The sequence below is a fragment of the Massilia sp. LjRoot122 genome (assembly GCF_964252725.1).
GTDB lineage: Bacteria > Pseudomonadota > Gammaproteobacteria > Burkholderiales > Burkholderiaceae_D > Telluria.
Window position 1 is genome coordinate 1 of the sequence record NZ_CAXUPB020000004.1, and the last position, 20,919, is coordinate 20,919.

A 20,919-nucleotide genomic window follows, 5' to 3' on the forward strand; every position below is an offset into this window, starting at 1 on the left:
TCGTACGGGGCCACAATTCACTTCGCCGACCCACATCAGCGTCGCGGAAAACATCGGTGAGGGACAGCTTGTCTATCGGAGCAATGCAACGGATCAGCACGCGGTGGTTTACAGCCTGGGCGGCAGCGATGCCGGCAAGTTCGCGATCCGTGACGACGGTAGTGTGATCCTGGTCGACAATCCGAATTACGAAACCCGCAATGCCTACAGCTTCACCGTGGCGGCAACGGATGCTGCGGGCAACCGCAGCGAGCAAAGCGTCGCGCTCGGTATCAGCAACGTCAATGAAGCACCGGACCCGGTCAAACTCAACCTGACGACCTTCGAGAATGCGCCGATCATTGTCCAGTTCACGGACGCCGTCTCCGACCAGGATGCCGGCGACAGGCACACCCTGTCCTTCGATAGCAATGTGGCCCAGTTGAGCTGGGTGACCAGCGGCGACGAGCTGCCGAAGTTGATCAATCCGGTGACCAAAACAGCGGTGGACCTGAATCTCCTGAGCGTGAAAGCCACGCTCTCGGCCGATGGGACGACCGTGACCATCACGCCACCTCCCGAGCTGGACTGGATGCTCACCGGTCAGACCTTGAGGGCCAGCTTCGCTTACACGGCAACGGACGCAGGCGGCCTGTCGAGCAGGAATGTCATCAATGTCACCATCAATGGGTCGACCAACGACAAGGGTGTCAATCTGAATGGGGGCAATGGCAACGATACCCTGTCGGGCAATGCAACCAACAATGCCGAGGATGTGCTGCAGGGCGGCAATGGCAATGACCTGCTGTCCGGCTTCGGTGGCACCGATGCACTCTATGGCGGGAACGGTGACGATAAGCTGAGCGGTGGGGCGGGGATCGACTATCTGTACGGAGACAGTGGCAATGACACGCTCGATGGGGGAAGCGAAGGCGACTTCCTCTTCGGTGGCAAGGGCAATGACGTCCTGACCGGCGGCGCGGGGGCCGACAAGTACGTATTCGAGTCCCAAAACGGCAACGATCGCATCCACGGCTTCAATGCCAGCGAGGGCGACAAGCTGTTCCTTGCCGGCTTCTTCTCGGCGCCGATGAGCATCGATGCCTTCCTGTCGAAATATGTGACCGATACGGGCGAGGATTTGCTCATCAGCTTGCCGGGTACCTCGCTTGTCCTGGTCGGAATTGCCGATGTCGAGCAGTTGAGAGGCGCAATCGACTTCGCCATGCCATTCTGAGCAGGCAGCCGCAATGGCTTTGTCGTACCGCCCGGTACACCGGGCCATTGCGGCTTCATTGGTAACATGATGTCCCACTGATCGATTCGCATCTTCCCTTGCCAAGGGCGCGCAGCTGTTGCAGCATGCGCTAGCACCTCAGGCGCATGCCCACCCGGTATCCCACGCCCGTTGAAGACGACCCATCCCGCGCGTCTTCGCCTCCCAGCATACATTCGAAAATTTCGATTGTATGGCTGCAAATTATCCGTTTTTCATTTCTGTTTGAGCCACGCATAATGACTCCATCGCATCGAACACAAGGGCGAGCAGGAGCAGAGAAGCACGGTTCCTGAAGCATCGAAGAGTTCGATGGTTTTGAGGCAAAGGAGCACAGCATGTACCTCGTTTCTCTCGGCGCCGGCATCCTGGCAGGCGTGGTCTACGGACTGATCAACGTCCGCTCGCCGGCGCCACCCGCCATCGCCCTGGTCGGCCTGCTCGGCATGCTGATCGGTGAACAGGTGGTGCCGGTCGCCAAACGCATGCTCGACGGCGTGCCGGTCACCAAAGCCTGGTTCGCCAGCGAATGCAAGCCCCGGATTACCGGCGTCCCCAGCGCCAAACGCGAAGCCGCCGACGAGTCCCGTCCAGGCTGATTCGATTCTTACTTACTTGATCAAACCCTGAAGGAGCACATCATGACCAACGCCAAACTCGAAGTCCTGACCCCGCAAAACTCGCAGCTGATCATCATCGACCACCAGCCGCAAATGGCCTTCGGCGTGCAGTCGATCGACCGCCAGACCCTGAAGAACAACGTGGTCGGCCTGGCCAAGGCAGCCAAGGCCTTCGGCATCCCGACCATCATCACCACCGTCGAGACCGAGTCTTTCTCCGGCAAGACCTACCCGGAAATCCTGGACGTGTTCCCGAACCACCCCATCCTCGAGCGTACCTCGATGAATTCCTGGGACGACCAGAAGGTGCGTGACGCGCTGGCCAGGAACGGCAAGAAGAAGGTCATCGTGGCCGGCCTGTGGACCGAAGTCTGCAACACCACCTTCGCCCTGTGCGCCATGCTGGAAGGCGAGTACGAGATCTACATGGTGGCCGACGCCTCGGGCGGCACCTCGAAGGATGCCCACGATTTCGCGATGCAGCGCATGATCCAGGCCGGCGTGGTGCCGGTCACCTGGCAGCAGGTCCTGCTGGAATGGCAGCGCGACTGGGCGCACCGCGACACCTACGATGCCGTGATCAAGATCGTCACCGAGCACTCGGGCGCCTACGGCATGGGTGTGGACTACGCCTACACCATGGTCCACAAGGCCGCGGCCCGCAACCAGGGCCAGAACGAAGTCCTGGCGCCGGTCCCGGCACCGGTACGCTAATCACGCCGAACCGGTCCGCCCCAGGGCGGACCACCACGCCACCACAGCCAGGAGCAGCAGCATGCAAGCACAGACCACCCTCCTCATCAACGGCAAGTTCGCCACCCTCGACCGCGCGCGTCCGAACGCCAGCGCCGTCGCCATCCGCGACGGCCGCTTCCTGGCGGTCGGCGACCAGGAGCACGTGATGCGCTTCCGGGAAGCGGGCAGCCAGGTCATCGACCTGAACGGCCGCACCGTGATCCCCGGCCTGAACGACTCGCACCTGCACCTGATCCGCGGTGGCCTGAACTACAACCTCGAGCTGCGCTGGGAAGGCGTCCCGTCACTTGGCGACGCGCTGCGCATGCTGAAGGAACAGGCCCTGCGCACTCCGAACCCGCAATGGGTGCGCGTGGTCGGCGGCTGGAACGAATTCCAGTTCGCCGAGAAGCGCATGCCGACCCTCGAGGAAATCAACGCCGCCGCGCCCGACACCCCGGTGTTCATCCTGCACCTGTACGACCGCGCGCTGCTCAACCGCGCCGCGCTGCGCGCGGTCGGCTACACCAAGGACACGCCGAACCCGCCGGGCGGCGAGATCCAGCGTGACGCCGCCGGCAACCCGACCGGCATGCTGATCGCCCGCCCCAACGCGATGATCCTGTACGCGACCCTGGCCAAGGGCCCGAAGCTGCCCTACGACCTGCAAGTGAACTCGACGCGCCAGTTCATGCGTGAGCTGAACCGTCTCGGCATCACCAGCGCGATCGACGCCGGCGGCGGCTTCCAGAACTACCCCGAGGATTACTCCGTCATCGAGGAACTCGACCGCAACGAACAGCTCACCATCCGCATCGCCTACAACCTGTTCACCCAGAACAAGGGCAAGGAGCTGGAAGACTTCCAGCGCTGGACCGGCATGGTGACGCCGGGGCAGGGAAGCGACTACTACCGCCACAACGGCGCCGGCGAGATGCTGGTGTTCTCGGCGGCCGACTTCGAGGACTTCCTGGAGCCGCGCCCCGAGCTGGCCGAGGGCATGGAGGACGAACTGGAAAAGGTGGTGCGCCACCTGGTGAGCGAGCGCTGGCCCTTCCGCCTGCATGCGACCTATGACGAATCGATCACCCGCATGCTCGACGTGTTCGAGAAGATCAACCGCGAGATTCCTTTCGACGGCCTGCACTGGATGTTCGACCACTGCGAGACCATCAGCCAGGCCAACATCGAGCGCGTGAAAGCGCTGGGCGGCGGCATCGCGATCCAGCACCGCATGGCCTTCCAGGGCGAATACTTCGTCGACCGCTACGGCGCCGAAGCGGCGAAGGCCACGCCGCCGGTGAAGCAGATGCTGGAGATGGGCGTGCCGGTGGGCGCCGGCACCGACGCCACCCGCGTGGCCAGCTACAACCCCTGGACCGCCCTGTACTGGCTGGTGACCGGCCGCACCGTCGGCGGCCTGCCGCTGTATGGCGACAAGGGCCTGCTCGACCGCAGCGTCGCGCTCGAACTGTGGACCTCGGGCAGTGCCTGGTTCTCGAACGAGCAGGGCCGCAAGGGCCGCATCAAGGAAGGCATGCTGGCGGACCTGGTGGCCTTATCAAGCGATTTCTTCAGCGTGGACGCGGAAGACATCAAGGCGATCGAATCGGTGCTGACCGTGGTCGGCGGCAAGGTGGTCTACGGCGCCGCCGAATTCAGCGACATTGGGCCGGCGCCGATTCCCGTGCTGCCGGAATGGTCGCCGGTGCAGAAGGTACCGGGCCACTGGCGCAAGGCCGCCCCGCAGCCGCAGCAATCGCACATGGCCCTGCCGCACCAGTGCTCCGGCCCTTGCGGCGTGCACGCCCACAGCCATGACCGTGCCCGCAAGTCGAATGTTCCGGTCTCGGACTTCGGCGGCTTCTGGGGTGCCTTCGGCTGCAGCTGCTTCGCGTTCTGATCATGACGAGCGCACGCTTCCAGCGCCTGCAGGCGTCTAGCATGGGTTTCATGGCCGGCTACGTCGACACCCTCGGTTTCGTCGCCCTGTTCGGCCTGTTCACGGCCCACGTCACCGGCAACTTCGTCCTGATCGCGGCCGCGCTGGCCGACCCGGCGCAGACACCTTCGCTGCTCAAGCTGCTGGCCTTCCCGGCCTTCATCCTGGGTATCGCCGCAGCCCGCCTGCTGGTGGCGGGCTGCGAGCGGCGTGGCAAGGCGGCTCTCAAGCCGTCCTACCTGCTGCAGCTGGTGCTGCTGCTGGGCTTCATGGCCTGCGGCATGCTGGCCGAACCGGTGGGCAGCAGCGCCGGTGCCTTTGCGATGGCGGCCGGCCTGCTCGGCGCCGCCGCGATGGGCGCGCACAGCGCGGCCAGCAAGCTGCTGCTGACCCAGCTGGCGCCGACCTCGATGATGACCGGGAACGTCACCCAGCTCGTGATCGACACGGTCGACCGCCTGCGCGGCGCCGCCGACGCGGCCACCAAGGCACGCTGCGCCAAGTTCTTCTGGCCGGTGCTGGCCTTCGCCCTCGGCTGTGCCGCCGCGGCCTTCGCCTACCGCGCCTTCGGTTTCGTGGCTTTGATCGTGCCGGTGGTGATCCTGTGCCTGCACCTGGTGCAGGCAGAGCCGGAGGCCCCATGAACAAGAACCGCCTCGAGGCCTTCAGCGACGGCGTGATCGCGATCATCATCACCATCATGGTGCTGGAACTGAAGCCGCCCCACGGCACTGCCGTCGCCGACCTGGCGGAGGTGTTGCCGGGCTGGCTGCGCTATGCGCTCAGCTTCGTCTACGTGGGCATCTACTGGGTCAACCACCATGCGCTGCTCGACCGGGTGGCCAAGGTCGACGGCGCCACCCTGTGGGCCAACCTGCACCTGTTGTTCTGGATGTCGCTGATTCCCTACGTGACGGCCTGGGCCGGCGAGAACCCGATGGCGCCGGTGCCGGTCGCGCTGTACGGGGTGGCACTGCTGCTGTGCTCGATCTCTTTCATCCTGCTGTCCTGGCGCCTGGACGTGGACAGCGGCGCCGCCAGTCTGCACTCCTGGAGCAGCGGCAAGAACCGGCTGTCGGTCGCGCTGTATGCGCTGGCGATCCTGCTGTCGCTGGTCTACCCGCCGCTCGGCGCGCTCATCCACGTGCTGCTGGCCCTGCTGTGGTTGATGCCAGAAGTCAGCCGGCCAGACAAGGGCGTTCAGCGCGGGTAGGTGAAGCCGGTACGGATGTCCATCGGCAGCAGCCGGCTTCCCTCGCGCACGCTCAGGCGCGAGGGCGGTTCTTCACCGGCCAGCGTGCGCCGCGTGATCGGCAATCCTTCTGCCTTGCGCACCAGTTCGTCGCAGCGCTCGTAGACATTCGGGCAGCCCGTGGCCTTGAGGAGGGCCTGCACGACCGGCACCTTCCACAGGTCGACCCCGGCGGCATTGAACTGGCAGACCAGGTAGCCCTCGGCGCCGCCATAGCCGTGCACCAGCAAGCCGGGCAAGCCGTCCTGTTCGGCGTCGACCAGCTGGACCAGCGCCTGCGGATCGGCACTGCGCCACATGTCGAGGCGGCGCTCGACGGCGGTCTGCACCCTCCGCTTGATCAGCGCGTGGTCGACCGGCTCGTCCTCGCGCAGGGTCCAGACCCGGGCGGCGATCTGCGACTTGGCGTTGTAGGCCGCGCGCGCCAGGAACTGGCGCGACGAGGACTGCACGGTGGCCGTGACGCCCTGCTTGTTGCGTTCCGCGGGCTTGCCCTCGACCTTGTCGATGGCTGAGAGGTAAATCCAGGGTTCGCCGGCAAGGATGCTTTTTTCCTTGCCCTGCTTGATGGTAATGGTGAGCATGTGCGGCTTTCGTATTCAGGTGCGGGATCATACAGCAAGGCATATGGCAGGGCGGCGATACCCAGACCAGGCCGGCTTGACCCGCTTGGCTTACCCCCGGCGCAAAGCCGTGAACGCCGCGAATTCCCAGGACCGGAAGCCCAGCAGCAAGGTATAGCCGTCGCGCTCCTGCAAGGGCAGGCGGCGGTCGTTGCGGTGCAGGCGCGCCAGTTCGCCCGCCAGCTGTTCGATCTTCTGCGCCAGTTCCTGGGCGCTGGCGCTGGACAGCCGCGCCGGCAGGCACATCAGCGCTTCGCCCGGCCGGTCGAAGCCGCCCGCGAAATAATCCTTCACCACGTGTTCGCGGAAGTAGCGCTGCACCGGGCCGTCCGGCAGCCAGCGGAAGGCGTTCGATACGCGCAGGCTGTAGCGGTTCAGGGGTTTCAGTTCGATCAGCCCGAGCCGGTCGAGTTCGGCCAGCAGGGTGATGCATTCCGGTTCGGTCAGGCGGTAGGTTTCGATCACCTGTTCCAGCGACCAGTGCCCGAGGCAGCAGATCGCCATCAGCAGCAGGCGCGGATTGGCGACCAGCGAGGTTTCCTGCGGCAGGGTGAGGGCGTCGGACTGGGGGCGGGCGTCGGCGGCGCGGCGCAGCACGTCTTCGAGCGCGATCCCGGTCACCTGGCAGATCTGGGCCAGGCGCGACAGGGCCATGTCCTTCTGCCCGAACATGCGCTTGACGCTCGATTCGCTCACGCCGATGCGTGTGGCCAAGTCCTTGTAGGTAATGCTTGCGGTGCGCATTTCCGCGCGCAGCACGTCGAGTACCAACTCCGGTGAGCTCATGCGATTCCTGTCAGGTGGATAACAGCGAAAAATGTACAGCCGAATCCGGCGCGGCACAAGCTGCCGATGAGATGGACGTAAAAAAGGCGGACACGCAAGCGCGCCCGCCAAAGGGGAAATCGGTCAGAGAAGGGCCGTTCTTCAGTCGTCGTCCGCGACCAGCTTGGCCTTCTTCAGCATGCGCTTGGCCTCCTGCCGCTCGCTGGAGAGCGGCTTGGCGTGCGCGCCGGCCGAACGCGCCTTGGCCAATGCCGCAAACGGATTGCGCGGCTTGCCGAACTGCTGAGATGGCTCCACCCGCAGCCGCATCTTCTGCCGCGTCGCCAGTGCCTTGTTTGCCATCGCCAGTCCTCCTCCTTGGATAATTACAGTACGCGCATTACAGCACGTACCTCGACAGGTCCTCGTTGACCGACAGCGCGTCGAGCCGTCCGTTGACGTAGGCCGCGTCGATCGTGACCGTCTGGGCCTGGGTGGCGCCGGCCGTGAACGAGACTTCCTCGAGCAGTTTTTCCATCACCGTGTACAGGCGGCGCGCACCGATGTTCTCCATGCGCTCGTTGACCGAGAACGCGATCTCGGCCAGGCGGTGGATGCCTTCGTCGGTGAAGTCGACCTTCACGCCTTCGGTCGCCAGCAGGGCTTCGTACTGCTTGGTCAGGCTGGCGTCGGTCGAGGTCAGGATGCTCTTGAAGTCTTCGATCGACAGCGATTCCAGTTCGACGCGGATCGGGAAGCGGCCCTGCAGCTCGGGGATCAGGTCCGACGGCTTCGACAGGTGGAAAGCGCCCGAGGCGATGAACAGGATGTGATCGGTCTTGATCATGCCGTACTTGGTGTTCACGGTGGTGCCTTCGACCAGCGGCAGCAGGTCGCGCTGCACGCCGGCGCGCGAGACGTCGGCGCCGCCGTGTTCCGAGCGGGTCGCGATCTTGTCGATCTCGTCCAGGAACACGATGCCGTTCTGCTCGACGTTGGCGATCGCCTTCTGCTTCAGCTCGTCCTCGTTGACGAGCTTGGCGGCTTCCTCGTCGACCAGCAGCTTCATCGCTTCCTTGATCTTCATCTTGCGCGGCTTCTTGCGCGCGTTGCCGACGCCGGCAAACATCGACTTGATCTGCTCGGTCATTTCTTCCATGCCCGGCGGCGCCATGATTTCCATCTGCGGGGCCTGGTCGGCCACGTCGATCTCGATCTCGCGGTCGTCCAGCGAGCCTTCGCGCAGGCGCTTGCGGAAGGTCTGGCGGGTGGCGTCGCCTTCCTTGGCGTCGCTGCCGCCATTGCTGACGTTGAAGCCGAAGTCGCGTGCCGGCGGCACCAGGATGTCGATGATGCGGTCTTCCGCGGCATCCTCGGCGCGCTGGCGCACCTTCTTCTGCTCGCTGGCGCGGGTCTGCTTGACGCCGATGTCGATCAGGTCGCGGATGATGGTGTCGACGTCGCGGCCGACGTAGCCGACCTCGGTGAACTTGGTCGCTTCGATCTTGATGAAGGGCGCATCGGCCAGCTTGGCCAGGCGGCGCGCGATCTCGGTCTTGCCGACGCCGGTCGGGCCGATCATCAGGATGTTCTTCGGGGTGATCTCATGGCGCAGCGGCTCGGCGACCTGCTGGCGGCGCCAGCGGTTACGCAGCGCGATCGCGACCGCGCGCTTGGCCTTGCCCTGGCCGACCACGTGCTTGTCCAGTTCCGAGACGATCTCGGGGGGCGTCATGTTCATGATGGGGGACTGGTTCATTCCAGGGTCTCGATGATGTGGGACAGATTGGTGTAGATGCACAGCTCGCCGGCGATGGTGAGCGACTTCTTGACGATCTCGGCGGGCGCCATATCCGTGTTCTCGAACAGGGCCTTGGCGGCCGAGTGGGCGTACACGCCGCCCGAGCCGATCGCGCCGAGGCCGTCTTCGGGCTCGAGCACGTCGCCGTTGCCGGTGATGATCAGGGTCGATTCCTTGTCGGCGACCAGCAGCATGGCTTCGAGCTTGCTCAGCATGCGGTCGGTGCGCCAGTCCTTGGCCAGTTCGACCGAGGCGCGCAGCAGGTTGCCCTGGTGTTTTTCCAGCTTGGCTTCGAAGCGGTCGAGCAGGGTGAAGGCGTCGGCGGTGGCGCCGGCGAATCCGCACAGGACCTTGCCCTGATACAGCTTGCGCACCTTGCGCGCCGAGCCCTTCATGACGACATTGCCCAGCGTGACCTGGCCATCGCCGCCCAGTGCGACCTGGCTGCCGCGCCGCACAGTGACGATGGTGGTGCCGTGAAATTGTTCCATTTTTAGCCTCGTGGTTGTCTAGCAAGCCGCAGATGGGGTGGGTGCTTGGAATTGCAAGATGAGCTCAGCGTTAATTCGGATATCGCATAGAAACCGCTGCCGCACTGTCCACTTCTACGCTGTGTCCACGTAACGTGGACACGGGTTTATAAATGGACAAAGGGAAAAGCTTGAATTAATACCGGTGCGGGTAAAGACGAATGCCGCTGTCGCCATGTGCATAGCCGAGCAGGCGCAGCAGGGCGGCGACCAAATGATTCAGTTCGCGCAGCTCGACCCGGCGCCCTTGTTCCGCGTGCAGGCGCAGCCGACCCTGCAGCGCGCTGGCGCAGGCATAGTCCATGCGCGCCAGGCGCGAGCAGTCCAGCACCAGCAGCTCGCGTCCCTCGGCATAGGCGTCGATGGCGTCCAGCAGCGCGGCGCAGTCGCCCAGCGCGAGTGCCGGCAGCAGGAAGCGGTCGCCCGCGCTAGGGGCCGGGACGGCCGTCGAGACGTGCGTCGGCGTTTCGAACGAGGGCGGCGACAGCTCGAAGGTGACGCAGTAGTCCATCGCCGATTCCTCGAAATCCTTTTCGCGCTTGGACAGCAGCAGCAGTTCGAGCAGCAGCAGCCAGGGCGCTTCTCCGCAGGCGCGGTCGCCCACCGCCAGCATGGGGCGCAGGGTCGCCATCAGGGTGTCGGCGCCTGCCAGCACCAGTTCGCGTCCTTCCTTGCGCAGCGATTGAAGGGTCTTCAGCAGCAGGGCGCAGCCCTGGGCATCGGCGCTGCGCACCGCGCCGAGATCGATGCGCACCAATGGGGCGCTTGACGCCAGCAGGCGCTGCAGGCGCGCCTCGATGGCGCCGTCGAGTGCGGGTCCGAAGCTTTCGCTGGCCGCCACCCCGGCCAGCTGGGGCGCGGCCTGGGCGGGCAGCAGGGGCTGCCAGGCCGGCGGCGAGGTCTCGAAGTGGCTGGCATAGTCGATTGCAATGCTCTCGAAGCGGGTTTCCTGCCCGGTGGCCTGGTATAGGTCGAACAGCATCCACCATGGCAGGCGTTCGTGCTGGCCGAAACCGGCCAGGCTGTCGAGCAGCAGGCCTTCGGCGGCCATGGCCTGGCCGTTGGCGTACAGGATGGCGCTTTCCTCGACGGCCGGCGCGGTAGCCGGCACGGCCGCGGCATCGGGGAGCTCCTCTGCGGCTGCTTCGGGCACGGGCGCAGGAGCCGCCGCAGCGGGACGGCGCGCTGCACTGCCCCAGGCCGGTTCGTCGTCGAAGATCGCGGAAGTCATCTCCAGCTCGATCTCGTCGATCTTGGCGGCGGTGGCACGCGCGATGGCGCGCTGGCGCTCGCGTTCAGCTTCGCTGTCGAGGCGCGAAGGCTCGCCGGCGCGCAGGCGCGTGTCCAGCGCCAGGATCTCGTCGCCTGGCGCGTCGCTCTTTTTTTTCAGGAAGGAGAACAGCCCCATGGTCCCCAATGGATAATTGAACAAGTCCCGGCACGAGCATGACGGTAGCACGGCTGCGGGCGGCATGTGCTGCGCACACACGCGAGCATATACAGCGCATGCGTCGCAGCGTTAGTGTATCCCATGAGAAACGGAATATATGCACGCCAAAAGAAAAGAGCATGCACCTTGCGGGGCATGCTCTGTTCGGTAGCAGGTGGACGGCGTATCAGTCGCCGTACAGTTTTTGCTTCAGTTCGCGGCGCTGCTGGGCTTCCAGCGACAGGGTCGCGGTGGGACGGGCGATCAGGCGCGGGATGCCGATCGGCTCGCCGGTTTCCTCGCACCAGCCGTACTCGCCGTTGTCGATGGCTTGCAGCGATTGCTGGACCTTCTTGAGTAGCTTGCGTTCGCGGTCACGGGTGCGCAGTTCCAGCGCGTGTTCTTCTTCGATGGTCGCGCGGTCGGCCGGATCCGGCACCAGCACGGTTTCGCGCAGGTGCTCGGTGGTTTCGCCGGCATTTTTCAGCAGTTCCTTCTCGAGCTCTTGCAGGCGGTTGCGGAAAAACGCCAGCTGCGCCGGATTCATGTAGTCGTCGTCGCTCATCGCCCGAATTTCTTCTTCCGTCAGAAGGCGTTCTTCGAGCTGCGCGGCGGTATTCGGTTTCGTTGTTTTAGTCATGATGCCTTCGATACGACAGAGGTTTTCATTTTAGCAGCAAACTCGGCATTAACACCCTGGCAACAGGTGCATGGGCCAGGGCCGCTGCCCGGACGGCGACCGCCGTCCTTCACTGCCTGTCCCGACATGCTGGCTGGCGTGTGGGACCATGCCCGGAGGCGCTTGCGCCGGTAGCGCTGGCGCCCGGCCTGCCACTATCGCAGCAGGTCGTCGGCGGGCCCGGAGCTGCCCGCAAAACTGATGTAGTTTATACCAAACACTGTTCGAGTCCGCGGATAAATACGTCTTTTGGTAAATTTTTACCAATAAACACCATTTTACTGCCACGGGTTTCGGCTTCGCCCCACTTTGCCCCCAGGTCGCTGCCCATGATTTGATGCACGCCTTGGAACACGACCTTGCGGTCGGCGCCGGCCATCGACAGCACGCCCTTGTAGCGCAGCATTTGCGGGCCGAAGACCTGCACCATGCTGCCCAGGAACTGGTCGAGGCGTTCCGGGTCGAACGCGCGCTCGCTCTTGAACACGAAGGCGGCGATGTCGTCGGTATGGTGGCTGTGGTGATGGTCGTGGTGCTTGCAATCCTCGCCGTGCCCGTGATCGTGGTCGTGATCGTGGCCTTCTTCGGCGAGCAGGAAGTCCGGGTCGAGCTCCAGCTTGTCGTTCAGGTTGAAGCCGCGCAGGTCCAGCACCTCGGAAATCGGCGCACGGCCGAAATCGCTGGTGGAGATCGGCGCGCGCGGGTTGATGCGGTGCAGGCGGGCCTTCAGGGCATCGACGGCGGCGGCATCGACCAGGTCGGTCTTCGAGAGCAGGATTTTGTCGGCGAAGCCGACCTGGCGCTGAGCTTCCTCGTGGCGGTCCAGCTGGTCCATCGCGTGGCGCGCATCGACCACGGTCACCACGGCATCGAGCATGTAGTTAGCGCCCACTTCTTCGTCCACGAAGAAGGTCTGCGCCACCGGGCCCGGGTTGGCCAGGCCGGTGGTCTCGATGACCACGCGGTCGAAACTGATTTCGCCGGCGGCACGCTTCTGAGCCAGGCTGGTCAGCGCCACGATCAGGTCGCCGCGCACGGTGCAGCAGATGCAGCCGTTGTTCATCTCGACGATCTGCTCGCCGGTGTCGCGCACCAGGATCTCGTTGTCGATGTTTTCCTCGCCGAATTCGTTCTCGATGACCGCGATCTTCAGGCCATGCTCTTCGTGCAGGATGCGGTTGAGGAGGGTGGTCTTGCCCGCGCCGAGGAAGCCGGTGAGGATGGTGCTTGGGATAGGTTCCATAGTCGCTATGTTGTCGCTTGTGTCCGCATCAAGGCGGGAGAATCGGGCGATTATGCCGGATTTCGTGTCAGACCACCATCAACCGTGCAGCGTCTTGACGCCGCTCAAGCCATTGCCGCTTATTTGGTCTTGGCGCGCGGATGCGCCTTGTCATAGACGGCCGCCAGGTGCTGGAAGTCGAGCGCCGTATAGATCTGGGTCGAGGTGATGCTCGCGTGCCCGAGCAATTCCTGTACCGCGCGCAGGTCGCCCGAGGATTGCAGCACGTGCGAAGCGAAGGAGTGGCGCAACACGTGCGGGTGGACGTGCACGGGCGTGCCTGCGCGTAATGCGTGCGCCTTCAGGCGGGTCTGCACGACACGCGGCGTGATGCGGGTGCCGCGGGCGGACAGGAACAGCGCGGTGCTGCCGTCGCGGGCGACTGGCCGCACCGCCAGCCAGGCGGACAGTGCCGTGCGTGCCGGTGCGCCCACGGGCACGCGCCGCATGCGCTTGCCCTTGCCGGTAACGACCACCTCGCCGGCCTGCAGGTCGAGCCAGCCGAGCGAGGCGGGCATACCATTGCCGCCTTCGGTATAGACCATGTCGAGGCCGGCGAGTTCCGACACGCGCAGGCCGCTCGAGTACAGCAGTTCGAACATGGCGCGGTCGCACAGCTCGGCCGGTTCCGGGTGGCCGTGGGCATTCCCTTCCATCAGCTGGACGGCGTCGTCGACCGACAGGGCCTTGGGCAGGGTCTTCGGGCGGCGCGGCGCACGCACGCCCTCGACCGGGTTGGCGGGCAAGGCCGCCTGGCCCGACAGCCAGTCGTAGAAGCCGCGCCAGCCGGACAGCTTGCGCGCGATCGAGCGCGCCGACTGGCCGCCGGCATGCAGTTTGGCGGCGAAGCGGCGGATGTCGTGGTGGGTCAGTTTCGGCCAGTCCTCGTGACCGGCCAGGGTGGCGAGCTCTTGCAGGTCGCGGCGGTAGGCCGCGACCGTGTGCGGCGACAGCTGGCGCTGGGTAGTCAGCTCGCCCAGGTAGCGTGCGGGCCAATCCATCTGCGCCGCCGCCATGGTGCTTATGCCCGCAGCGTGGCCAGCGCGGTGCTGGCGGTGGCCGCGATGTGGACCAGGAAGTCGGTCGCCATGGTCGCGGTGAAACGGTCGTCGTTGGGGGCGCCCAGCACCAGCAGGCCGAAGGTCTTGCCGTCGGCGACCAGCGGCATCAGGACGGTCGAGCGCACCGCGGCCGGGTCGTCGAGCCAGCGCACCGCTTCGAAGTCGTTGTTCAGGCCGCAGTAGGGCGCACGCAGGCTGGAGGCGAACAGGCGCGCGTCGTCCGAGACGCCGTTCGCGAACCAGGCGTCGGCGTGCTCCGGCGCCAGGTTCCACAGGCGCAGCGTCACCTGCGGCACCATGAATTCGGTGCGCAGCGCATCGACCAGGTCGCGCGCAATCGCGGCGCCGCCTTGCGAGGCGAGCAGGGCCTGGTTCCAGGCGTGGAAGCGATTGGCGATCGCGTGGTTTTCCTCGGCGCGGCGGGTCAGTTCGGCCAGGCGCAGTTCGAGGACGCGGTACTTGTCGCGCATGACTTCCATCTGGCGCTCCTGCAGCGACACGGCGCGGCCGGTCAGCGGGCTCGACAGCTTCACTTCGCCCAGCAGGCCGGCGTGCTCCTCGAAGAATTGCGGGTGGTCGATGAGGTATTGGGCAACGGCGTTGGCGTCGAGTGTCTCGATGGTCATGAAAGTATGCAGAGGGAAAAGTTCGTCCGTCATTTTACCTGACGGGCAGAGTTCGACGGACATAAAAAAAGACGCCCCGAAGGGCGTCTCTGATGCGGAAAGCCGAAGCTTAGAAGCGGTGGCGGATGCCGATTTGCAGCGCGCGGCCGTCTTCGCCCGGACGCTTGGTGAAGCCGCCCGGATTGCCGGCGGTGCCCGGTGCGTACTGGCCATCGTTCTGGTTACGGATGATGGCGGCGACGGTGTACAGGTCGGTGCGCTTCGACAGGAAGTGGTCGTAGCCGATCGCGTACAGGTCGGCGTCGCTGTTCGAGGCCAGGCGGTCATCCTGGTGCGCGTACGAGGCCATGATGCGGCCGCTGCCGATCTTGTAGTGCGCGCCGACTTGCCAGCTGCGTGCATCCTGCAGGGTGTTGCGGGTGATGTTGGTCACGAAGATGTTGCGCAGCGCAGCCTGGTTTGCCGCCGGCACGCCCTGCTGGGTCAGGACCGGGGTCACGCCGGCATCCCAGCCGCCGATGTAGTCGGCCAGCAGGGCCGAGTTCTGGTTGCGCTGGCTGTGGAAGCCGGCGAACAGTTTCCAGCTGTCGTCCAGGACGTAGGAACCGCCCACGGTCAGGGTGCGCAGGCTCGGACGGTTCTGCTGGTCGTAGCCGTGGTTGTAGCCCAGGCCGACGTCGAAGCCGTTGGCCTTGTAGGTCACGGCGGCGGCGCGGAACTTGTTGTAGCGGCCCAGGTAGCCCGAACCCTTCGGACCGTACATCAGCGATGCGCCGATGCCGTTCGGCAGGGCGATGCGGTACTGGACGGCTTCCTGCGAGCGGATGTCCGCGCCCAGTGCGGTGAAGCCGGCGGTGCCGCCGGTCACGTGGCCCCAGGTGCCGGCCGTGCCCGACTCGAAGGTGTCGGCCATGTTGAAGACTTCATAGCCCGGGGTGTACATGCGGCCCAGCAGGATGGCGCCGACCGGGGTGATCACGCCGACCATCGCGGTGCGGTCGAACAGGGCGCGTTCCTGGTTGACGGCCGGGCCGCCCGGCGGCTGGATCAGCGACTGCAGGCGCGAGCGGATGGCGACCGGGATCGCGTCCATGCCCTTGAGCAGGAAGGTGCCAGGATTGTCGTTCATCAGGGTCGGCTGCTGGGTGCCGGTGTCGAGTTCGACGCGCGCTTCGAGGTTGAAGATCGCCTTGTAGCCGTTGCCCAGGTCTTCAGTGCCTTTGAAACCAATGCGCGAACCGTCGGCGCCGCCGCTATAGATCTTGGTCGGGCCACCTTTCTGCCACATCACGCCGGCATCGGCGATACCGTAGATTTGCACGCTGGTCTGCGCGAAGGCCGAGGTTGCGAAACAGGTGCCGAGCAGCGCGGCCAGGATACTTTTCTTCATTGGGTCTCCAAATTATTTGCGAACGAGCGTTTTAATACGCGCCTTGCCAATATGCCATTGCTTCAGTGCACTGTACAGACTCCCGATGCAGGAGGAGACGGCGCCTTGGCCGGCGTTGCTTAAAAACTACAGAACAAGGGATGAAACGACGGGGGCGGGCATGGTCGCCCATGTCCGCCCCCGCTGCAGGGCGCAGGCCCGCAGGCCCGCGCCCGGATACGGCTTAGAACGAGTGATTCACGCCGACGTCGTAGTGGTTGACGGTCGACGGGATGGCGGTGGTGCCCTTCTTGCGCGATGCGTCCACGTACAGGTAGGTACGCTTCGACAGGCTGTACTCGTAGCCGAGCGACAGCTGCTTGACCTTCTGCAGGCCATCGGTGTCCTTGTGGCCATAGCCAGCCAGGAATTTGCCCGGGCCCATGGTGTAGTTGGCGCCCAGCACCCATGCCTTGGTGTTGGCGTTGGCGAAGCGGTTGTGCTCCTGGTCCTGCTTCGAGTACAGGCCCATCAGCTTCAGTTCCGGGGTGGCGGCGAACGATGCGCCGATCGACCAGACCTTCGACTCGATGGCGTTACGCTCGTAGCCGGCCATGAAGGCGGCCGGACCGTTGTTGTAGGTACCGGTGATCGAGAACGGGTTGGCCGACGCTTCGGCGCCAACCGGGTACTGCGGCGCGGCCGGGGTGCCGCGGCCGATGACGGCCGGGCCGCCGCCGCCTTCCTTGGTGGCGATGGCTGCGTTCAGCTGGAAGCCGCTGGTGACCGGCGAGTTGTACCAGACGCCGTTCGAGAAGCGGTTGCTCGAGTAGCCAGCCACGTCCAGCGGCTGCGAGCTGTAGCCGGCGACGGCCAGGTCGGTCCAGAAGCCGGCCGGGCTCGGCGAAGCGTGGAAGGGCTCGAAGGCGCCCACGGTTTCATGGTACGGGGTCAGGCCGCGGCCGATGCGGACCATGCCGAAGTCGCCTTGCAGGCCGACGCGGGTCTGGCCCTGGAACAGCGGACGCTGGGTGCCGTTGCCGCCGATTTCATTGGTGCCGGTGTCCGGCTCGTAGCGCATTTCCAGCTGGAACAGTGCCTTGAGGCCGTTGCCCAGTTCTTCAGTCCCTTTGAAACCCAGGGTGTTCGAGGCACGCTTGCCGATGTTCAGGCTCTGACCGCTGCGCTTGATGACGCCAGCGTCGATGGTGCCGTAGATCTGGACCGAGGTTTGTGCGTGCACGGTGCCGGCAGCGAATGCGCCAAGCAGAGCGACGGCCATGAGGGAGTGTTTCATTATTCGTGTTTCCTTTTTCTTAAATAAATCTCAGCTTTATCCCTGGCATTGAGACCTAAATGTTAAATGCCCGGATAGCTGCACCTTAAATGCTTGAGTCGTCAAGATTGTCGGTTTTGTCAATTATGAAGGGCGTAGTTGGTCGAAAGCCAATAAATCCAATTGTGTTGTTGTATTTTCGAAACGCGAGTCAGAAACATGTAACAAATTGCTTCAAAGATACAGATGGATAGCTGGATGGATGGGTTTGCGCCGCCTCAAGGAAGCCGGGAATTGAACCGGAGCGGCCGCGGCGACGCCGTAGACTCTCTGCGTCCCACTGAGGTGCGCGGCGACGGCAATCTGGAATTTCTTGTATATTGGCAACTTTTTTGGCGTGGAGCCCGTGCTGGCACCACCAGCAAGCTGCCATCGTTTTTCCGGTATTGCCATCATGGCCGCGCTGGCCGATTCCACACCACGACAAGCAACAATGGCAAACCGCGAAGAACTGGCGATCATCCGCAACGCACGCGCCGGGCAGGCCGCTGCCCAGCTCGAACTGGGCAAGCTCTACCTGTTCGGCAGCGCCGGCTTGCCGCAGAGCCTGCCGACTGCGCTGCACTGGCTCGAGCGCGCTGCCCGGCAGGACTGCCGGCCGGCCTGGCAACTGATCGGCAACCACATTCCCCTGGCGCTGGCGCAGCCCGGCGCAGCGGCGCTCGCCCCCTGGTACGAGCGCGCCTACGACGACGGCAGCGTGCATGCCGGGCTGGTGTTCGCCCAGCTGGTGCTGGGCGATGGCGTCAGCGGCGCCGCTATCCCGGCCGAGACAGCGGTGCTGGCCAAGGCCTTGCGCGCGCTCGAAGACGCCGCCCGCGCCGGCTTCCCCGATGCGCAATGGCTGCTGGCGCGCCGCCGCGACGCCGTGCCCGTGCGGCCGGCCGGCACGGGGGCGCCGGTCTCGGCCCAGGGCTGGCTGCGGCGCGCGGCCGACAGCGGCGTGGCCGAGGCCCAGTCAGCCGTGCTCGACCAGGCCTGGACTGCCGGGCACTGGGATGACTACCTGGTGCGCGCGCTGCCGCTGGCGCGGGCCGTGGTGCACATGGCCGCCAGCCAGGACGGCATACACCGGCTGGCGCCGGGCGACATCGCCTTGCTGTCGCGGGTGGCGCGCCTGCTCGACGAAGGGCGGGGTACGGACATCCGGCATGGCGGCCCGCTCGCCCCGGATGAGGCTTTGTGCTTCTGGGAACTCGCCGCGGCCGAGCACGACCGCTACGCCCAGCTGGCGATGGGCCTGCGCTGCGCACGCATGGGCGTCGACGGCCGCCGCATCGCCGCCGGCGGCGGCGCCGCCAATTTCAAGAAGGCGATCCGCTGGCTGACGCTGGCGGGCGAGCAGGGATTGGCCCAGGCCTGGTATGCGCTGTCGCGCATCTATATCAAGCCCGAGTTCTCACAGCGCAACGTCGCCGACGCCCAGCGCTACCTCGAGCGTGCGGCCGAGATGGGTTACCGCGATGCCCAGCTCGAATGCGGCCATAACGCCTGGCGCGCGCGCCGCGAGAACGAGAACAACGATGTGCGTGCCGTCTACTGGCTGCAGAAGGCGTCCGCCCAGGGCAGCACCGAAGCGCAGGCCTTGCTGCGCAAGATCGCACCGCGCCTGTCCACACCGCCCTATGCCGAGACCGGCAAGCTGCTGGCCGGGCACGAGAAGCTGCTGCAGGCGCACCCCTTGCTGCAGGCACGGCTGGAGCTGGCCGGGCTGTTCGGCCTGTCGCGCGCCGAAGCGCTGCTGCTGGACGTGCCCGCCGCCGACCACGGCCACTGCCTGGTGGTCGACATCCGCGCCAGCTATGGGCGCAGCAAGCGCCGCCTGGTGCTGGTCGACACGGCCCAGGAACGGCATGCGCTCGACCGCATTGCGCGGCTGTTCGAGGGGATCGATTGCGGCCCGTCCGGACCTGAAGGAAATTACCGGCAGCGCCTGTACCGGCTGCGGACGCTGGTGGGATCGGCGGGCAAGACCGAGGACGAAGGGGATGCCGCGGCGGAGATCGGCTTGGCGGCATAAGCAAGCCTTCGGAAGCCTGACAAACACTTTCCGGCGTGCTTATAGCCGGCAGGCAGCCCTGGCGTTCCTTGCTTGACGAGTTCCTGCGCGCCCGTGCCGGTCGGCGATGAACGTGGCGAAGCGATCCCGCTGCCCTGGTGATGGCTGCTGTTACTGGGCTAATTCCCGTCCAGGTATTCGACGAGATCGAAAAATTCCGCAGTATTGGCGCCTTTGGTGCAACGGATTTCTGCGCGTGGATAGCGGTCCCGGGGCTTGGGGCCACGGTCCAGATCGAAGGAGCGCGGATCGCCAATGTCCAGGCCTTCCCACGATTCGGCAGAGTCAGGCGTTACGGACTGCACGCTATAGCCAATTCCGCCGCTGACGAAAGCAATTGCATCGATTCTTAGCTGGCCGCCCTGGGCGCGAATGCGTTGCGCGGCAAAGCGCTGTAACGAATCCTTTGTGGATGAGGGAAAGACGAGCTCCGATGCCCCAGGGCGGCCGTACCTGTATTGCAGCCATGGCGCATCGCTCGCCTCGCGCCATCCAGACGGACCAGGCTTGAAGACCTGGCCGCAGAGTGAAATGATCTTCCCGGTCTTTGCCGTGCAAGAGAAATAGACCGTTTCACTCTTCGTGCACAGCGAGGGCGCGCCATATGCTGCGCCGATCAGGCAGCCAAGGAGTCCGGACAAAACGATCTTCAGTCTCATTGCTCACCTTCCCAGGGCATGACGCTCATCCGTTCAGATCTCGACTTCGCCTTCGAACACGGTCACCGCCGGCCCGCTCAGGTAGACCGGCTGGCCTGGTCCGGCCCATGCAATGCTGAGCTCGCCGCCACGCGCCGACACGCGCACCGGCGAATCGAGCAGGCCGCGCCGGATCCCGGCCACCACGGCGGCGCAGGCGCCGGTGCCGCAGGCCAGGGTCTCGCCGGCGCCCCGTTCGAACACGCGCAGGCGGATGTGGTGGCGGTCCACCACCTGCATGAAGCCGGCATTCACTTTCTTGGGGAAGCGCGGGTGCACCTCGATCGCCGGGCCCATGCTCTCCACCGGCGCGGTATCGACGTTCTCCACCACCTGCACCGCATGCGGGTTGCCCATCGAGACCACCGACACGAACACGGTCTTGCCGCCGACCGGCAGCGGCCAGGTGGTGTCCTCGCCCTCGGCCCATCCAGCCAAACCGGCGGCATCGAAAGGCACGTCGAGCGGATCCAGGCGCGGCGCGCCCATGTCCACCGTGACGCTGCCGTCATCCTCGAGGCGCGGGGCGATGATGCCCTTCATGGTCTCGACGCGGATGCTGCGTTCGCTGGACAAGCCCTTGTCGCTGACGAAGCGGCCGAAGGCGCGCGCGCCGTTGCCGCATTGTTCGACTTCGCCGCCGTCGCTGTTGAAGATGCGGTAGCGGAAGTCGCAGCCTTCGCTCACCGGGCGCTCGACCACCAGGATCTGGTCGGCGCCGATGCCGAAGCGGCGGTCCGCCAGGCGGCGCCATTGTTCCGCGCTCAGATTGACGTCCTGGTGGATGGCGTCGACGACGATGAAGTCGTTGCCCGCGCCGTGCATCTTGGTGAATTTGAGTTTCATGTCGGTGTCAG

General features: G+C 65.2%; 20 protein-coding genes and 1 pseudogene. 7 read left to right on the forward strand and 14 right to left on the reverse strand.

All coding sequences use genetic code 11. The features are described from left to right. From ACSQ25_RS25100 to ACSQ25_RS25125, 6 genes and pseudogenes are all read left to right on the forward strand, one after another. Positions 1 to 1,216, forward strand: a pseudogene (locus ACSQ25_RS25100) (hypothetical protein); the annotation flags it as partial. Between the two features lie 377 nt (positions 1,217 to 1,593). Next, positions 1,594 to 1,854 (forward strand): XapX domain-containing protein, encoded by a 261-nt coding sequence (locus ACSQ25_RS25105; RefSeq protein WP_436108464.1) that lies wholly within the window; start codon positions 1,594 to 1,596, stop codon positions 1,852 to 1,854. 42 nt (positions 1,855 to 1,896) lie between these two features. Then, the gene (locus tag ACSQ25_RS25110; RefSeq protein WP_436108465.1) at positions 1,897 to 2,589 is read left to right on the forward strand and encodes a hydrolase; all 693 of its coding nucleotides are present in this window, start codon (positions 1,897 to 1,899) and stop codon (positions 2,587 to 2,589) included. Between the two features lie 61 nt (positions 2,590 to 2,650). Continuing rightward, entirely contained in the window at positions 2,651 to 4,513 is a 1,863-nt protein-coding gene (locus tag ACSQ25_RS25115; RefSeq protein ID WP_436108466.1) for an amidohydrolase, read from the forward strand. 2 nt (positions 4,514 to 4,515) lie between these two features. Further along, the gene (locus ACSQ25_RS25120; RefSeq protein ID WP_436108467.1) at positions 4,516 to 5,196 is read left to right on the forward strand and encodes a YoaK family protein; all 681 of its coding nucleotides are present in this window, start codon (positions 4,516 to 4,518) and stop codon (positions 5,194 to 5,196) included. Beyond that, positions 5,193 to 5,765 (forward strand): TMEM175 family protein, encoded by a 573-nt coding sequence (locus ACSQ25_RS25125; protein ID WP_436108468.1) that lies wholly within the window; start codon positions 5,193 to 5,195, stop codon positions 5,763 to 5,765. Before ACSQ25_RS25120 ends, ACSQ25_RS25125 begins: the two co-directional genes overlap by 4 nt. Here ACSQ25_RS25125 and ACSQ25_RS25130 read toward each other — a convergent pair. From ACSQ25_RS25130 to ACSQ25_RS25185, 12 genes are all read right to left on the reverse strand, one after another. Beyond that, on the reverse strand, positions 5,753 to 6,388 hold the full coding sequence (locus tag ACSQ25_RS25130; RefSeq protein ID WP_436108469.1) for an SAM-dependent methyltransferase: 636 nt from the start codon (positions 6,386 to 6,388) through the stop codon (positions 5,753 to 5,755). The genes ACSQ25_RS25125 and ACSQ25_RS25130 overlap by 13 nt on opposite strands. Positions 6,389 to 6,478: 90 nt before the next feature. Next, the gene (locus ACSQ25_RS25135) at positions 6,479 to 7,213 is read right to left on the reverse strand and encodes a helix-turn-helix domain-containing protein (RefSeq protein WP_436108470.1); all 735 of its coding nucleotides are present in this window, start codon (positions 7,211 to 7,213) and stop codon (positions 6,479 to 6,481) included. A gap of 141 nt (positions 7,214 to 7,354) precedes the next feature. Then, positions 7,355 to 7,555, reverse strand: coding sequence for a hypothetical protein (locus tag ACSQ25_RS25140; RefSeq protein WP_436108471.1), 201 nt, complete (start codon positions 7,553 to 7,555; stop codon positions 7,355 to 7,357). A gap of 37 nt (positions 7,556 to 7,592) precedes the next feature. Beyond that, complete coding sequence (hslU, locus tag ACSQ25_RS25145) at positions 7,593 to 8,933, reverse strand: ATP-dependent protease ATPase subunit HslU (RefSeq protein ID WP_436108511.1); 1,341 nt, start codon at positions 8,931 to 8,933, stop codon at positions 7,593 to 7,595. A 14-nt stretch (positions 8,934 to 8,947) separates the two neighbouring features. After that, positions 8,948 to 9,484 (reverse strand): ATP-dependent protease subunit HslV, encoded by a 537-nt coding sequence (hslV, locus tag ACSQ25_RS25150; RefSeq protein ID WP_436108472.1) that lies wholly within the window; start codon positions 9,482 to 9,484, stop codon positions 8,948 to 8,950. Positions 9,485 to 9,659: 175 nt separating this feature from the next. Then, on the reverse strand, positions 9,660 to 10,931 hold the full coding sequence (locus tag ACSQ25_RS25155; protein ID WP_436108473.1) for an STAS domain-containing protein: 1,272 nt from the start codon (positions 10,929 to 10,931) through the stop codon (positions 9,660 to 9,662). A gap of 208 nt (positions 10,932 to 11,139) precedes the next feature. Continuing rightward, the gene (gene dksA / locus ACSQ25_RS25160) at positions 11,140 to 11,592 is read right to left on the reverse strand and encodes an RNA polymerase-binding protein DksA (RefSeq protein WP_369091468.1); all 453 of its coding nucleotides are present in this window, start codon (positions 11,590 to 11,592) and stop codon (positions 11,140 to 11,142) included. A 247-nt stretch (positions 11,593 to 11,839) separates the two neighbouring features. After that, positions 11,840 to 12,874, reverse strand: a complete 1,035-nt coding sequence (locus ACSQ25_RS25165; RefSeq protein ID WP_436108474.1) for a CobW family GTP-binding protein — start codon at positions 12,872 to 12,874, stop codon at positions 11,840 to 11,842. A gap of 119 nt (positions 12,875 to 12,993) precedes the next feature. Continuing rightward, positions 12,994 to 13,914: a tyrosine recombinase XerC gene (gene xerC / locus ACSQ25_RS25170; protein WP_436108475.1), complete on the reverse strand. Its 921-nt coding sequence runs from the start codon at positions 13,912 to 13,914 to the stop codon at positions 12,994 to 12,996. Positions 13,915 to 13,934: 20 nt separating this feature from the next. Beyond that, positions 13,935 to 14,600, reverse strand: coding sequence for a DUF484 family protein (locus tag ACSQ25_RS25175; protein ID WP_436108476.1), 666 nt, complete (start codon positions 14,598 to 14,600; stop codon positions 13,935 to 13,937). A 109-nt stretch (positions 14,601 to 14,709) separates the two neighbouring features. Further along, positions 14,710 to 15,990 (reverse strand): porin, encoded by a 1,281-nt coding sequence (locus ACSQ25_RS25180; protein WP_436108477.1) that lies wholly within the window; start codon positions 15,988 to 15,990, stop codon positions 14,710 to 14,712. A gap of 223 nt (positions 15,991 to 16,213) precedes the next feature. Next, positions 16,214 to 17,266, reverse strand: coding sequence for a porin (locus ACSQ25_RS25185; protein ID WP_436108478.1), 1,053 nt, complete (start codon positions 17,264 to 17,266; stop codon positions 16,214 to 16,216). A gap of 472 nt (positions 17,267 to 17,738) precedes the next feature. Here ACSQ25_RS25185 and ACSQ25_RS25190 point away from each other — a divergent pair, with 472 nt between their 5' ends. Next, complete coding sequence (locus tag ACSQ25_RS25190) at positions 17,739 to 19,325, forward strand: hypothetical protein (RefSeq protein ID WP_436108479.1); 1,587 nt, start codon at positions 17,739 to 17,741, stop codon at positions 19,323 to 19,325. A 158-nt stretch (positions 19,326 to 19,483) separates the two neighbouring features. On the opposite strand, the gene ACSQ25_RS25195 is transcribed toward ACSQ25_RS25190, so the two are convergent. Together ACSQ25_RS25195 and dapF are read right to left on the reverse strand one after the other, a co-directional pair. After that, entirely contained in the window at positions 19,484 to 20,023 is a 540-nt protein-coding gene (locus ACSQ25_RS25195) for a hypothetical protein (RefSeq protein WP_436108480.1), read from the reverse strand. Between the two features lie 33 nt (positions 20,024 to 20,056). After that, a complete protein-coding gene (gene dapF, locus ACSQ25_RS25200) occupies positions 20,057 to 20,908 on the reverse strand; it encodes a diaminopimelate epimerase (protein ID WP_436108481.1) in 852 nt (283 codons plus the stop codon). Positions 20,909 to 20,919 lie beyond the last annotated feature (11 nt).